This window comes from Pseudomonas trivialis (assembly GCF_036864995.1).
GTDB lineage: Bacteria > Pseudomonadota > Gammaproteobacteria > Pseudomonadales > Pseudomonadaceae > Aquipseudomonas > Aquipseudomonas trivialis.
Window position 1 is genome coordinate 2,979,980 of the sequence record NZ_CP142151.1, and the last position, 16,405, is coordinate 2,996,384.

The 16,405-nt window shown below is 65.2% G+C and carries 4 protein-coding genes; 2 read left to right on the forward strand and 2 right to left on the reverse strand.

Annotation, left to right across the window (positions count from 1 at the left end; genetic code table 11):
* Positions 1–2: 2 nt before the first annotated feature.
* Positions 3–14,036: a non-ribosomal peptide synthase/polyketide synthase gene (locus VRB54_RS12810; protein WP_338477487.1), complete on the reverse strand. Its 14,034-nt coding sequence runs from the start codon at positions 14,034–14,036 to the stop codon at positions 3–5.
* A 208-nt stretch (positions 14,037–14,244) separates the two neighbouring features.
* On the opposite strand from VRB54_RS12810, the gene VRB54_RS12815 reads away from it, so the two are divergent.
* Together VRB54_RS12815 and VRB54_RS12820 are read left to right on the forward strand one after the other, a co-directional pair.
* On the forward strand, positions 14,245–14,496 hold the full coding sequence (locus VRB54_RS12815; protein WP_015372254.1) for a type II toxin-antitoxin system HicA family toxin: 252 nt from the start codon (positions 14,245–14,247) through the stop codon (positions 14,494–14,496).
* Complete coding sequence (locus VRB54_RS12820; RefSeq protein ID WP_338477488.1) at positions 14,493–14,858, forward strand: type II toxin-antitoxin system HicB family antitoxin; 366 nt, start codon at positions 14,493–14,495, stop codon at positions 14,856–14,858. The genes VRB54_RS12815 and VRB54_RS12820 overlap by 4 nt, the downstream gene beginning before the upstream one ends.
* A 37-nt stretch (positions 14,859–14,895) precedes the next feature.
* Here VRB54_RS12820 and VRB54_RS12825 read toward each other — a convergent pair whose 3' ends face one another.
* Positions 14,896–16,251, reverse strand: coding sequence for an MATE family efflux transporter (locus VRB54_RS12825; RefSeq protein WP_338477489.1), 1,356 nt, complete (start codon positions 16,249–16,251; stop codon positions 14,896–14,898).
* Positions 16,252–16,405 lie beyond the last annotated feature (154 nt).

A 16,405-nucleotide genomic window follows, 5' to 3' on the forward strand; every position in this document is an offset into this window, starting at 1 on the left:
GGTCAAATCGCCTCTAGTTCGCTCAAAAAGTCACGAAGGTCATCAAAATCTTCCACGGTACCGGCGCGCAAGGTGGCTGCGGCCTGCACGTAGGCCTGTAAGGATTCGGTCTGGAACAGCTCCATCAACGGCACCTCCAGGCCCAGTTCGGCCTGGACCCGCGAGGTGATCTGGATCGCCAGCAAGGAATGCCCACCCACTTCAAAGAAGTTGTCGTTCAGGCCCACCTGCGGCAGGTGCAGAATGTCGGCCCAGATGGCGGCGATCTGCTGTTCCAGTTCGCTGACCGGCGCCACGTAGCGCTGCTGCATCTGACTGGCGTCCGGCATCGGCAGGGCCTTGCGGTCGAGCTTGCCGTTGGGGGTCAGCGGCATCTGCGCCAGGAACACCAGATGCGCCGGCACCATGTAATCCGGCAGGCGCATCTTCAGGGCGCGGCGCAGGGTATCGCGCCACTCGGCTTCGTCGGCCACAGCCTCTGCCGCCACCACGTAGGCCACCAGTTGCTTGCCGGTCGGGCCGTCCTGGGCGACCACCACGGTTTCACCGACGTTGTCCTGCTCGCGCAGGCGCGCTTCGATTTCGCCCAGCTCGATACGGAAACCGCGGACTTTCACCTGGTGGTCGACACGACCGAGGTAGTCCACCACCCCGTCCGGGCGGCCTCGGGTCAGGTCACCGCTGCGATAGACGCGGCTGCCCGGCGTGCCGAACGGGTCCGGCACAAAGCGTTCGGCGGTCAATGCCGGACGCTCCAGGTAACCACGGGCCACACCCTCCCCACCCAGGTACAACTCACCGGCCACGCCGATGGGTTGCAGGTTCAGCTGCGCATCAAGCACATAGCCGCTGCGGTTGCCGAGCAAGGTGCCGATGGGGGCGTAGACGGCGCCGCACGGGTCGCCCTGGCGCGCCTTCCACAGCAGCGGAGTGACCACGGTTTCGGTAGGGCCATAGCCGTTGAACAGATAGGTAGGCTTGAGCGCGCGCCAGGCCAGGTCATAGCTGGCCTGCGCCACGGCGTCACCGCCAAAGCAATAAACCCGCACCGCCGGTGGGTTGCCGTGGCGCTCGGCGTGTTCGGCCAGTTGCTGCAGGTACACCGGCGGGAACACCGCCATGGTCACGTGATGGCGGTGCATTTGCTGGTAGGTGTATTCGGGCAGCCACAGGCTGTCGTCGCGGATCAGCACGCTGGCGCCGTTGATCAGCGGGTGCATCCAACCCTCATGGGAGCCGTCGAAGGCAAACGACATGAAGTGCAGTTCGCAATCGGCCGGGCCGGTTTCGTAGCGCTCGCCAGTGGCGATGATGTGCGCCACCAACGGTCCGTGGGACACCGCGACGCCCTTGGGCATGCCGGTGGAACCCGAGGTGTAGATGACATAGGCGAGGTTGTCGCCGTGCAGCGCGACAACCGGTGGCGTGTCGCTGTAACCGGCCCAGTCCTCGGTGCGGTCGATGGCCAGCGTCGCGAGCCCTTGCGGAATCGGCAGTTGCTGCAACGCGCAGGTATGCGTCAGCAGCAGCTGTGCGCGGCTGTCCTGCAGCATGTACAGCAAGCGATCACGCGGGTACTCGATATCCAGCGGCACATACACGCCGCCGGCCTTCATCACCGCGAGGAACGCCACCATGATCTCGGCACTGCGCGGCATGGCAATCGCCACCCGCACTTCCGGGCCGACGCCCTGGGCGATCAAGGCATGGGCCAGGCGGTTGGCCTGGATGTCGAGTTCGCCGTAGGTCAGGGTTTGCGCGTCGAACTTTACCGCCAGCGCCTGCGGCGTTTCCCGGGCGCGGTCGGCGAACAGTTCATGCACCAGCCGCTCAGCCGAGAAGCCGGAGTCGGTGCGATCCCATAGCTGAAGAATATGCTGTTGCTCATCCGCATCCAGTAGGTTGAGCGCACCGATGCTCTGCTGCCGGTCAGCGACCATCGCCCGCAACAGGTTCTGCCAGTGGCCGGCCATGCGCTCGATGGTCGCAGGGGCGAACAGGTCGGTGGCGTAACTCAGGGACGCGTGCAACGCGTGCTGGCTTTCCTCCACATCCAGCGCCAGATCAAACTGGGCAATGTCTTCGTCCCAGCTCAACACGTCGATATTCAAGTCATCCAGGCGTTGCAAATGGCTGTCGACGGAGGTCTGGCGATGGTTGAACAACACCTGGAACAGCGGGCTCAGACTCAGGCTGCGCTCGGGCTGCAAGGCCTCCACCAGTTGCTCGAACGGCAGGTCCTGATGAGCCTGGGCCTCCAGCGCGCGCTGGCGGGTTTGCTGCAACAGCTGCTCGACGCTCATCTGCCCGTGGATATCGGCCTTGAGTACCTGGGTGTTGACGAAAAAGCCGATCAACCCTTCGGTTTCCAGGCGATTGCGGTTGGCAATCGGCACGCCGACGCGCACGTCTTCCTGGCCGCTGTAGCGGTGCAGCAAGGCCTGATAAGACGCCAGCAGCAACATCGGCAAGGTCACTTCACAGCGCTGGGCCAGGCTGCGTAAATCGGCCAACAGCGGCGCCGGCAACTCGATGCCCAGGCGTGCGCCGCGGTGGCTTTGCACGGCCGGGCGCAGGTAGTCGAACGGCAATTCCAGCACCGGTTGCGAGCCGCCCAACTGCTCGCGCCAGTACGCCAATTGGCGCGCTTTCTCACCGGCCTGCATCCAGTTGCGCTGCCACACAGCGTAGTCGGCGTACTGGATTGGCAGTGCCGGCAACGCCGGCGTGCGGCCGTGGCTGAACGCGGCGTACATCTGCACCAGTTCCTCGACCATCAATTGCATCGACCAGCCATCGGAGACGATGTGGTGCTGCACCAGCACCAGCACATGCTCGTGGGCCGCCAGACGCAACAGCCTGACCCGCAGCACGGGCCCATGCAGCAAATCGAACGGCTGCCCGATGATCTGCGCAACGTCGGCTTTCAAGCGGGCTTCATCGCTGTCGCTTACCTCGACTTCGATCAGCCCCGATTCCTCGATGACCTGCACCGTCGCGCCACCCTCCTGGCGCACGTGCGTGCGCAGGCTTTCATGGCGCGCCAGCAAGGTGTCGACACTGCGTTGCAGCGCGGCCAGGTCCAGCGGGCCGCGCAAACGCAGGGCGCTGGGGATATGGTACGCGGCGCTTTCGGGATCCAGTTGCCAGAGGAACCACTGGCGTTCCTGGGCGTAGGACAATGGCAACGGCTGGCTGCGGTCAACCGGCATCAGCGGCGGTGCGACCACTGCCTCCTCGCCCAGTGCCCGCACGAAATCACCCAGCAACGGTTGTTCGAACAGGCGCTTGAGCGGCACTTCCAGCGCCAGCGCCTGGCGCACGCGGGACACCACGCGTGTGGCCAGTAACGAATGTCCGCCCAGCTCGAAGAAGTGATCGTCGAGGCCGACCTGCGGCACGCCCAGGACGTCGGCCCAGATCGCCGCAACTTGCTGCTCGCGCACGCTGACCGGCAGCACATGGCCTTTGCTCGGCAGCGCGGCGTCAACCCTGGGCAATGCCTTGCGGTCGAGTTTGCCGTTGGGGGTCAGTGGCAGGCTGTCGAGGAACATCACCTGCGCGGGCACCATGTAGTCCGGCAAGTGTTCACGCAGGGCGGCTTTATAGGACGCCTGGGGTTGCGGTTCGGTGGTCACCAGATACGCGATCAGGCGATCATTATCGGCCAGCACCACGGCCTCGCGCACACCGGCAAGCTCGCGCAGGCAAGCTTCGACTTCGCCCAGCTCGATACGGAAACCGCGCACTTTCACCTGATGGTCGACCCGACCGATATACACCACCACGCCATCGGCGCGGTAGCGCGCCAGGTCGCCGGTGCGGTACAGGCGCTCGCCCGGCGCACCGAAGGGGTTGGGCACAAAACGCTCGGCCGTGAGCCCCGGCCGCGCGTGGTAACCGCGCGCCAGGCCGACGCCGCCGATCAGCAGTTCGCCTGCCGCACCGACCGGGCTTGGCGTCAGCCCGGCGTTGAGAATGAACAACGTGGTATTGGCCACCGGCCTGCCGACAAAAGGCTGCGCGGTGGTCAGGCGATGGGCCGCCGACCAGATGGTGGTTTCGGTGGGGCCATAGAGGTTCCACACCGGGCCTTGCAGATCGAGCATGCGCTGGGCCAGGTCGGCCGGCAGCGCTTCACCGCCGCACAGGCGCTTGATGCCGCTCAACAATTGGGCGCGCGGGCTTTCCAGCAACATGCGCCAGCTGGACGGTGTGGCTTGCAGCACGGTGGCGGCCTGATCGCGGGCCAGGTCGATGATCGCTTCGGGGTCGAGGGCCATTTCCTGGCCACTGATCAGCACCGTCGCACCGACCGTCAACGGCACGTACAACTCCAGGGCAAAGATGTCGAACGAGAAGGTGGTCAGCGACAGCATCCGTGCCTCGCGTCCGATCTCCAGGGTAGCGGCCATGCCGCTGGCAAAGCTGCACAGCGCCTGATGCGGCACCATCACGCCCTTGGGCCTGCCGGTGGAACCGGAGGTGTAGATCACGTAGGCCAGGTGCTGCGGCGCCACCTCGACCTGCGGGTTGTGCTCGGCAGTCTCGGCAGCGTCAATCGTCAGCACCTGCACGCCGTCGGGCAGCGTCAGGCGCCCGACCAGCTGCGACTGGGTCAACAGCACCCGGGCACGGCTGTCGTCGAGCATGAACGCCAGACGGTCAGCGGGGAATTGCGGATCCAGCGGCACATAGGCGCCACCGGCCTTGAGGACCGCCAGCAGGCCGACCACCATCGCAAGCGAGCGCTCGACATGCACGGCCACCAGCACGTCAGGGCCCACGCCCGCCGCGACCAGGCGATGGGCCAGGCCGTTGGCGCGGCGATTGAGTTCGCCGTAGCTCAAGGCGTCGCCGTTGAATTGCACGGCGGTTGCCTCCGGCTGCGCCAGCGCGTGCGCTTCGAACAGCTGGTGCACGCAGCGCTCGCGCGGGTAGTCGACCCGCGTGCGGTTCCAGTCTTCGAGCATTTGCCGGCACTGCGGCGCGCTGAGCAGGGTCAGCTCATCCAGGGCCTGCGACGCATCGCGCACCACCGCATGCAGCAGGGTGTGCCAGTGCTCGGCCATGCGCTCCACGGTCGCGGGCAGGAACAGGTCGGTGGCGTAGGTCAGCGAAGCCCACAGGCCATCGGCGGACTCTTCGGTTTCAAGGTTCAGGTCAAACTGGGTGGTGTGCGCCGCCCAGTCCACCGGCTGCAGGTCCAGCCCGGCCACTTGCAGCGGGGCCGTGCGCAGGGTGTCCTGATGATTGAACATCACCTGGAACAGCGGGTTATGGCTGAGGCTGCGCGCCGGTTGCAGCGCTTCCACCAACTGCTCGAACGGCAAGTCCTGATGGGCCTGGGCTTGCAGGGCGTGCTGCTTGACCTGAGCGAGCAACTGGTCGAAGGGCATCTGCCCGTGCAGGTTGGCCTGGAGCACCTGGGTGTTGACGAAAAAGCCGATCAGGCGCTCGGTTTCCAGGCGGTTGCGGTTGGCAATCGGCACCCCGACGCGCACCTCGGACTGCCCGCTGTAGCGATGCAGCAAGGTCTGGAACGAAGCCAGCAGCAGCATGAAGAGGGTCACGTCCTGGCGCTGAGCGAGTGCCTTGAGTTCGGTCACCAGCGAGGTATCCAGATGAATCTGCCGCCGCGCACCGCGATGGCTTTGCACTGCCGGGCGCGGGTGGTCCAGCGGCAGTTCCAGCAGCGAATGCTCGCTGCCCAGCCGGGCGCGCCAGTAATCGAGCTGGCGCTGCTGCTCGCCGGCGGCCATCCAGTCGCGCTGCCACTGCGCATAGTCGGCGTACTGGATCGGCAACGCCGGCAGTGGCGCGTGGCCCTGATACAGCGCCACCAGCTCATCCACCATTACTTGCATCGACCAGCCGTCGGAGATGATGTGATGCTGGGTGATCACCAGCACCTGGTGCTCAGCGTCGATTTCCAGCAGTTTCACCCGCATCAACGGACCGTTGCGCAGGTCGAAGGGACGCTGGATTTCCTGCGCTACGGCCTGCTCGATGGCCAGGGCGTCGATGGCTTGGCGTTCGATCGGCAGGGCGAGGGACGCGTGAATCATCTGCCAGGTACGCTCGCCCTCCTCCACAAAAGTCGTGCGCAAAGGCTCGTGGCGCTGAACCAGGCACTGCAGCGCGTGCTCAAGGGCCGCCGTATCCAGTTGACCGCGCAGGTGCAGCGCGGTGGGCACATGGTAGGCGGCGCTGGTGGGGTCCAGTTGCCAGAGGAACCACTGGCGCTCCTGGGCGAAAGACAGGGCCAGTGGTTGGTCTCGGCCAATGGCCGTCAGCGCCGGCGCCGTATCGGCCTGCAAGCCGGCGCAGGCCAGGGCGAAGGCTTCCAGGGTCGGCTGTTCGAACAGCGCGCGCAGCGGCACTTCCAGCGCGAATTCATGGCGCACCCGCGAGACCACCTGGGTGGCGAGCAATGAATGGCCGCCGCGCTCGAAAAAGTGGTCATCAAGGCCCACCTGCTCAACCTGCAACACTCTCTGCCAGATCACCGCCAACTGTTGTTGCAGCAGGCTTTGCGGGGCACGGTAAGCCTGCCGCGTCAGGTTCAGGTCCGGAGCCGGCAGTGCGCAGCGATCCAGCTTGCCGTTGATGTTGAGCGGCAAGGCGTCGAGGAGCACCCACTGCGCGGGCACCATGTAGTCCGGCAATGACCGGCGCAGGATCGCCGCCAGCGCCTGGGTGTCCAGGCTGTGGGCCGGGGCCGCCACGACGTAGGCCACCAGTTGCGCACCGGTCGCGCCCGGCAGGGCCAGCACGGCCGCCTCACGCACCTGCGGCAAGGCTTGCAGACCGGCCTCGATTTCGCCCATCTCGATACGGAATCCGCGAATCTTCACTTGATGGTCGATGCGCCCCACGTATTCCAGCGCACCGGCCTCGGTGTAACGGGCCAGGTCGCCGCTGCGGTAGAGCCGCGCGCCGGGGACGCTGGAAAACGGGTCCGGCAGGAAGCGTTCGGCGGTCAGCGCCGGACGCTCGAAATAGCCCTGGGCCAGGCCGGCGTGGGCACCGATGCACAACTCGCCGACGCCGTCGGTGGCCAGCAACTCGAAACCGCTGTCGAGCACATACAGCGCACGGCCCGCAATCGCGCGGCCAATGGGCACGCCAAACGCGTCGCCGGCATCGGCCAACTGGCAGTCATGCACGCTGGACACCACCGTGGCCTCGGTCGGCCCGTAAGTATTGAGCAAGCGCACCGCGCCCAGCCCGGCCGCATGCCAGGCGCGCACGCCTTCCACGGCCATGGCTTCACCGCCCACGTGCACCTGACGCAGGTTGCCCAGGGAGCGCCGACTCTCAGCGCACTCCCTGGCGAGCAAATACCAGTAGGCGGCCGGCAAGTCGGCCAGGGTCACGCCCTGCTCGACGATTTCCCGGGCCAGTTGCCCGGCATCCCACAGTTCATCGCCGCGCATGATCAGCGCCGCGCCCGCGCACAGCGGCGGGTAGCATTGCTCGACAAAGCCGTCGAAGCTGAACGTGGCAAATTGCAGCACGCGGTCTTGTGCAGTCAGTTGGCTGTAGCTGTGGGCGCTGTCGCAGAACTGACCGAGGGCGGCGTGATCGATGGCCACGCCCTTGGGCTGGCCGGTGGAGCCGGAGGTGTAGATCACGTAGGCGAGGTCTGCGGCCTGCGCGTGGTTGGGCGGATTGTTTGACGGATAATCGGCGAGTTCTTCACCGCCGGCGCTGAATGCCAGGCGGGTCAACCCTGGGGGCAGCGGCAACTCGACCAGCAGCCCGGTTTCGCTGAGCAGCAGGTCCAGGCGGCTGTCCGCCAGCATGTAGGCCAGACGGTCGGCCGGATAGCTCGGGTCCAGCGGTACATAAGCGGCGCCACTTTTGAGCACCGCCAGCAGGCTGACAATCAGTTGCGGGCCGCGCCGCGACGCCAATCCCACTCGTTGCCCCGGACCCACGCCCAGTTCCAGCAAGCGGTGCGCCAGGCGGTTGGCCCGCGCATTGAGCGCGGCATAGTCCAGGCGCTCGCTGCCCGCCTGCACCGCAAGGGCGGATGGCGTCGCCAGGGCCTGGGCGGCGATGCGTTCGTGCACCCGCAGAGCACGCGGGGCTGCATCGGGCTGCTGGCTGAGGGCGAGCACCTCGCGCTGCGCGCTGGCGTCCAGCAGTTGCAGGTTGCCCAGGCAGCTGTCGGCATCCGCCATCATTTGCGCCAGCAGATGCTGCAGATTGGCGCCCAATCGCGTCACCTGCGCGGCACTGAAGCGCGCGCGGTCATAGCTGAATTCCAGACGCAGGCGCTCGCCCAGTTCGATGCCAAGGGTCAGCGGGTAGCTGGTGCGCTCGTGGTTGCGCAGCGCCCCAAAGGTCAGGCCGGCAGGCGCGCTCTGCTTGAGTGCTTCGGCGACCGGGAAGTTTTCGAACACCAGCAGCGTGTCGAACAGCGCCGCGCCCTGCTGGCCGGCCCAGCCCTGGATGTTGTAGAGCGGCACCTGTTCGTGGTCACGCAGGCTGAGGTTGAGCGCTTGCAACTCGCCCAGCCACGCGCCTGTCGACTGGGCCGGCGAGGCGGCGCTGATGATCGGCAGGGTGTTGATGAACAGGCCCAGTTGCTGCTCGATGCCCGGCAGCGGCGCGGACCGCCCGGCGACCGTGGCGCCAAACACCACGCAGTCCTGGCCGGTGTAGCGTTGCAGCAACAGGCTCCATGCGCCTTGCAGCACGGTGTTGAGGGTCACTTTGTGCTGGCGGGCGAACGTGCCGAGGGCGGCGGTGAACTCACTGCCAAACGCCACCTGATGGTCGGCCATGCCCACGCCGTCAACCGGCGCACGCAGCGCATCAGCCAGCAGGGTCGGCGCCTGCACGGGGGCCAGGGCGGTTTTCCAGAACGCTTCGCCGGATGCCTGCTGTTGCAGCCAGCCGAGGTAATCGCGGAACTGCCCCAACGGCGCAGGCACGGCGTGGCCCGCGTAATGGGCGATGACTTCGCCGAGCAACTGCGCGTTGCTCCAGCCGTCCATCAGGATGTGGTGACTGGTAAAAACAAGGTGCCAGGCAGCCCCGGCGCCGCGCACCAGCAGCAGACGGAACAGCGGCGCGCGGTCGAGCGCGAAGCCCTGCTCGCGCTCGGCATCGGCCAGCGCATCGACGTCAGCGCCTGGGTCTTCAATTACCTGCAATTGCAGGTCGACCTGGCGCTGGATCAGTTGATGGGCACTGTCCAGGCCCAGCCAGTGGAAGCTGCTGCGCAGGATGTCGTGACGGTCCAGCGCGGCCTGCCAGGCACGCCCGAACTTCAGCAGGTCCAGGCCTTCGATATCCAGGCGCAACTGGTTGATGTAGGCCTGCGCCTCGGGTTCGTAGAGGGTGTGGAACAGCATGCCCTGTTGCATCGGCGACAACGGGTACAGGTCGGCGATGGCCGGCCCCGGCACCGGCAGCGCATCCAACTGCTGCTGGGTGAGGCGCGCCAGCGGGAAGTCCGACGGCGTGACTTGCCCGGCAGGCGTGGCACAGCAATGGGCGATCAAAGCCTTGAGTTCGACGGCGTATTCATCCGCCAGGCGCTGGATGGTTGCCGCGTCGAACATCTCGCGACTGAAGCCCCATTGCAACGCCAGTTCACCGCCGTACACCTGCCCTTCCACCGTCAACCAGTTGGCCAGCGGCGCCTCGGGGTCCTGGGCCAGGCCGCTGCTCTGGGTGGCCGGAACGAACAGCGCCGACTCATCGAACTGGCGATCGAACTGGCCCAGGTAGTTGAAGGTGATGCGCGGCGCGGCCAGGTTTGACAAGGCAGCGCCAGCGTCGGGCGTGCCGAGGTAGCGCAACAAGCCGTAGCCGATGCCTTTATCGGGCACGGCGCGCAGTTGCTCCTTGACCGCCTTGATCGCGCCGGACAACTCACCGCCTGCCTTCAGACGCAGCGGAAACAGGCTGGTGAACCAGCCGACCGTACGGCTCAGGTCGAGGCTGTCGAACAGGTCTTCGCGGCCATGGCCTTCCAGTTGAATCAACGCGGCCGGTTGCGCGCTCCAGCGACTGATGACGCGCGCCAGTGCGGTCAGCAACAGGTCGTTGACCTGGGTGCGGTAGGCCGCCGGGGCGTGCTGCAGCAGTTGGCGCGTGTGTTCGGCGTCAAGGCGCACTTCGATCCTGCTGCCCAGACGGTTCTGCAGACCGCCCTCGGGGTGGTCGCAAGGCAGTTCGGTGTCGACGGTTTGCGCCTGCCAGTACGGCAGTTGCTCGTTGAGGGTTTGCGCGTGGTCGTGCAGATGCTGCGCCCATTGCTGATAGGCGCTGGTCTTCGCCGGCAGCGCGGCATCACGGTAGGCCTGTTGCAGGTCTTCCAGCAGGACGCGCCAGGACACGCCGTCCACCACCAGGTGGTGGATCACCAGCAGCAAACGCTGAGTGCCATCGGCCATGTTCACCAGCGCTGCACGCAGCAGCGGGCCTTGCGCCAGGTCGAGACTGCGCTGGGCCTCATCGCACAACGCGGCCAGTTCAGCATCGCTGTCGGCACGGGACTGCCACAGCGCCGCTTCGGCCACCGGTGCGGCGTGGCTTTGCGTCCATCCTTCGGCCTGCGATACAAAGCGCAGGCGCAAGGCGTCGTGATGGTTGATCAACTGCGTCAGCGCTGCTTCAAGGCGAGCAGGCGCGAGGGTTTCGCGCGGGGTCAGCAGCAGGGACTGGTTCCAGTGGTGACGCGCCGGGATCGCCTGGGCGAAAAAGTGCTGCTGCACCGGGGTCAGGCGCACCTCGCCTTGCACCGGTTCCTGGTCGATCAGGCTGACCTGCTCGACACTTGCCACCAGCGCCAGGCTGCGCACGTTCTGGTACTGGAACAGGTCGCGCGGGCTGAGACGAATCCCCGCCTGACGTGCGCGACTGACTACCTGGATGGAGATGATCGAGTCGCCGCCCAGTTCGAAGAAGTTGTCTTCCAGGCCGACCTGCTCTACGCCGAGCACATCGGCCCAGATCGCGGCCAGGGTCTTTTGCAGGGCATTTTCCGCCGGGACAAAGGCTTGCTGTGGCGCCGCGTCCGGTACAGGCAATGCCTTGCGGTCGAGCTTGCCATTGGCGGTCACTGGCAGTTTGCTCAGGTGCACGAAGTGGGTGGGCACCATGTACTCGGGCAGGCTGCCGAGCAGCCAGGTGTTGAGATCGGTCGGCGCTTCGCCTTCCGCCACCAGCCACGCCACCAGCTGTTTACCGCCATGCACCAGGACCACGGCTTCACGCACCTGCGGGTGCTGCATGAGGCGGGTTTCGATTTCGCCCAGCTCGATGCGCAGGCCGCGCAGCTTGACCTGATGGTCGAGGCGCCCGAGGTAGTCGATCACCCCATCGGCACGCTGGCGCACGCGGTCGCCGGTGCGGTACAGGCGCTCGCCTGCGGTGAACGGGCTGGGCACAAAACGCTCGGCCGTCAACGCCGGGCGCCGATGGTAGCTGCGCGCCAGGCCGATGCCGCCCAGGTACAGCTCACCGGACACGCCGGGAGGCACCGGGTTGAGCTGCGCGTCGAGCACGTAGGTGGCGAGGTTGGCAATCGGACGGCCGATGGGCACGCTGTCGGCGCCCTCGTCGACGCAGGTCCAGTGGGTCACGTCGATGGCGGCTTCGGTGGGGCCGTACAGGTTGTACAAAGCCGTCGCCGGCAGCCTGGCGAACACCTGCTGCTGCGCATCCAGCGCCAGGGCTTCGCCGCTGCACACGATGCGCTTGAGGCTGGCGCAGGCCTGCACGCCGGGCTCATGGATAAATGCCTGCAGCATCGACGGTACGAAATGCAGGGTAGTAATGGCGTGCCGGCCGATGGTCTCGATCAGCCGCGCCGGCTCGCGGTGTTCGCCGGGGGCGGCGACCACCAGGCGTGCGCCGGTCATCAACGGCCAGAAGAATTCCCACACCGAGACGTCGAAGCTGAATGGGGTTTTCTGCAGGACTGCGTCACTGGCGTCCAGCCGATAGGCCTGTTGCATCCAGCACAAGCGGTTGACCAGTGCACGATGGCTGTTGCCGGCGCCCTTGGGCTTGCCGGTGGAACCGGAGGTGTAGATCACGTAGGCGAGGTTCAGCACATCGACGTCGACCTGGGGCGCGTGCGGACTGAAGGCGTCGAACCCGCTCAGCGCAGGGTCGAGCACAATGACCTGCAGGCCGTCCGTTGGCAGCAACGTCAGCAAGGCGTCCTGAGTGAGCAACAGCGCGACGCCGCTGTCTTCGATCATGTAGGCCAGGCGCTCGCGCGGGTACTCAGGGTCCAGCGGCACGTAGGCGCCACCGGCCTTGAGGATCGCCAGCAGGCCCACCACCATTTCGACGGAGCGCTCGACGCAGATGCCCACCAGCACGTCAGGGACGACACCGCGCTCGCACAGGGCGTTGGCCAGTTGGTTGGCGCGGGTGTCGAGTTCGCTGTAGGTCAAGGTGCTGGCGCCGAACACCAGCGCGGGCGCGTGCGGGGTGCGTTGCACCTGTTCGGCGATCAACTGATGCAAGGCGAGTTCGCTGGGGTAATGTTCGACGGTCTGGTTCCAGGCCTGCACCAGCACCTTTTGCTCGTCTTCGTCGAGCATCGGCAACTCGCCGACACGCTGTTCGCCGTCGCTGACCATGGCCTGCAACAGGCTGATCCAGTGCTGCGCCATGCGCTCGATGGTCGGCGCGTCGAACAGGTCGTTGGCGTAGGTCAGCGCGGCATGCAGGGTGCCGGACTTTTCCCAGGTGTCCAGGCTCAGGTCGAACTGGGTGGTACGGCCCTGCCATTCCACCTGGGACAGCGCAAGACCCGAGGCGGTGCTCACCGAGGCAATATCGGCCACCACCGGCTGGTGGTTGTACATCACCTGGAACAACGGCGTGTGGCTGAGGCTGCGTTCCACCTTGAGCGCTTCCACCAGGCGCTCGAACGGCAGTTCCTGATGCGCCTGGGCGCCGAGCGCATGCTCCTTGATGCCCTGCAGCAACTCGCCGATGCGTGTCTGCCCGGTCAGCTCGGTGCGCAGCACCTGGGTGTTGACGAAAAAGCCGATCAGCCCTTCGACCTCACTGCGATTGCGGTTGGCAATCGGCACGCCGATGCGAATATCGCCCTGGCCCGTGTAACGATGCAGCAGCACATTGAACGCACCGAGCAACAGCATGAACAGAGTTACGTTGTGTGTTTGTGCGCAGCGACGCAGTTGAGCGGCCAGCGCGGGGTCGATCGCGAAGTTATGGCGGGTGCCCCGGTAACTCGGCATCGCCGGGCGCGGGCGATCGGTGGGCAACTCCAGTACCGGGTGTTCATCGCCCAGGCGCGCCTGCCAGTAATCGAGCTGACGGGCCTGCTCCCCGGCTTCCAGCCAGCGGCGCTGCCACAGGGCGTAGTCGCTGTACTGGATCGGCAGCGCCGGCAGTTGCGGCGTCTCGTTGCGCTCATGGGCGTCGTAGAAACGGATGAACTCGTCGATCAGCACGTTCATCGACCAGCCATCGGAGACGATATGGTGCAGTGTCAACAGCAGGACGTGCTCGCGGGCGTCGAGCTTGAGCAATTGCACGCGCAGCAGCGGGCCGGTTTCCAGGTTGAATGGCTGCAGCGATTGCGCAGTGGCCGCCGCAGCGACTGCCTGCTCGCGTGCGGCGGCGGGCAGGTTGCTGATATCCGACTGTTCAATAATCAATAATGGCTCGACGGCGACCTGCTGCAGGCGCTCATCGGCCTGACGCTGGAACACCGTGCGCAGGGTTTCGTGGCGCGCGATCAGGCTGGCGAATGCCTGCTCCATCGCGGGCACACTCAGCGCGCCCTTGAGCCGCACCGCACCGGGCAGGTTGTAGGCGCCGCTGGCGGGGTCCAGCTGCCAGAGAAACCACATGCGCTGCTGCGCGTAGGACAGCGCCTGGCGGTCCTGCGCCTCCACGCCTGCCGGGATCGGAAACCGGGAAAAATCCACCCCTTCCTTCTGCAACGCCTGCAGGAACAGCTGGCGTTTTTCCAGGGGCAACCCAATAAACCGGCGAGCAAGTTTCAAGGAGTCTTCAGCATTCATTTCAAAGGGTCCGGAGCAATAGGCAGGAAGCACAAAGGCACGTCGTCCCTATAAAACGAACCGCGAAGGGAAAAATTAGCGAGGGGGAAAGGCGCGAAGCGAGCTGTCATCAGGGGTTACATCAAATTCGGGAAGGCGCAATGAACCCGAGCTAGCATTGACGTACACCACTTTTTGCAACTACATTTAGTTACAGGCAAGGATCGCCGTGTCCAAAAATGAAAAGCTGCTGGCCAAATTGCTCAACGAGCACATGGCCTTTACCTGGCCCGAGCTCGTCACGCTATTGCGTCGTCTCGGTTACACACAACTGGAAGGGGCTGGAAGCCGCGTCAAGTTCGACATCGGCGACCCGACGGCAATGATCACCTTGCACAAGCCTCACCCCGGCAACGAACTGAAGCATTACATTCGGCGCCAGATCATCGAACAATTGAAATCAGGAGACCTGATTCAGTGAACAACCAACTGAAACACAAAGGCTACATCGGCTCTATCGAAGCCAGCCTCGAAGACAACTGCCTGTTCGGCAAAGTGCTGTTCATCAAGGCGTTGGTAAGCTACGAAGGCAAGACAGTCGCGGAGCTGGACGCGGCGTTCCAGGAGGCGGTAGACGATTACCTCGCCACCTGCCAGGCGCTTGGGCAAACACCGGAAAAACCCTGCAAGGGCTCGTTCAATGTGCGAGTCGGGCACGACCTGCACCTGGCGGCTGCGCTTGAGGCCACCCGCAAGAAAGTCACGCTCAACGACCTGACCCGGCAGGCATTGAACGAATTTCTGCAACAGCACGGCAAGACGCCCTGCCCGGCCATTGGTTGACTGGCAGGGCCGCCAGCAGTTGCTGGCGGCCCCCTTGTCAGATCAACCGCTTGATCTGCTTGTGGCGCCACACCAACCGGTAGTACGCGATCTGCAGGACGAGCATCATCAGGTAGGTCACCGGAAACGCCATCCACACGCCTTCGAGGCCGAAGTGCGCATTGAGCAGGTACGCCACCGGCAGCTCGACGAACAGCACACAGACAATCGAGATCACCACCGGTATCAGCACCACGCCGCTGGCGCGCATGATGCCGCCGATCACGGCCTGGAAGCCGAACACCAGGATGCTCCACAGCATGATGTGCAACAGGTGTTCGGCATTGACCCGCGCCGTGTCGTCGGTGATGAACAGCCCCAGCAACCAGTGTGACAGGCCGTAACCCAGCACGATCAGGCCCCCGGTCAGACAGGTATTGATCAACAGCCCGGCACGCAGGATCGGCCCGATGCGCTCCATGCGCCCCGCGCCAATCGCCTGGGCGCCCAGGATCGAGGCGGTGATGGCAATCGACAGCGCCGGAAACTGCACGTAGTTGACGATCTGCGTCACCGCGCCATAGGCCGCGGTGGCCTGGGAACCGTGGCCGTTGACCAGTGCCAGAATCACCAGCTCCGACAACGACAGCACCACCATCTGCAGCCCCGTCGGCAGGCCGATGCGCAGCACCTTGCCGAGGATTACCCGGTCCAGGCGTAACGCCGCGAGCAGTTGGCGATCCGGCGCCATCACGTGCTTTTTATGGCGCAGGCGCAGGATCAAAAACAGCATGGCCAGGGTGTTGCTCACCAGCCCTGCATACACCGCGCTCTGAATGCCCATGGGCGGCAGGCCGATCCAGCCGCGAATCAATGCCGGGGTTAGCAGCAGGCCCGTCAGGGTCGAGACCATCAGCGCCAGCAATGGCGACACCGTGTCGCTGACCCCGCGCAGCAACTGCGTATAAAGGATGAACACCAGCAGCAGCGGCATGATCAACATCATTACCTGCGCGTAACCCACGGCGGCGTCGAGCACGTCCAGCGGTGTACCCAGCGCCTGCAACGCCGGCCGCGCAAACAGGCTACCCAGCACGGCCGCGATCAACCCCACCAGCGCGCCGAGGGTCAGCGTGGCACCGGTGATGACCTTGACCATGCCCGTCTCGCCAGCACCCCACGCCTGGCCGATCAACACCGAAGCGCCCGCCCCCAGGCCGATCACCAGGGCAATGAAGAAGAACACAATGGGAAACATCCCCGACACGGCCGCCAGCGCCTGGGTGCCGAGCATCTGCCCGACATAAATACCGTTTAACGTGCCGGAAAAGCTTTGCAGGAAATTGGACAGCACCATCGGTGCGAGAAAGAACAGGTAGGTCTGCCACAGCGGGCGTTGCACAAGGTTTTGCATGAAAAACGGTGCCTCGAAGAACTAACGCATCCACAAGTTATACCGTATGTGGATCCAATGTTCCCGCGCTTGATCAATTTGCTCAATGACAAGTGCGCGAATTACTGATTGGACGCGCCGGTTGCGGGTGAGTAGATTTCACGCCGGGAATAGC

Bases quoted from the DNA above. Each gene is read 5' to 3' on its own strand.
- VRB54_RS12825 (WP_338477489.1), bottom strand. From the start codon at position 16,251: ATGCAAAACCTTGTGCAACGCCCGCTGTGGCAGACCTACCTGTTCTTT.
- VRB54_RS12810 (WP_338477487.1), bottom strand. From the start codon at position 14,036: ATGAATGCTGAAGACTCCTTGAAACTTGCTCGCCGGTTTATTGGGTTG.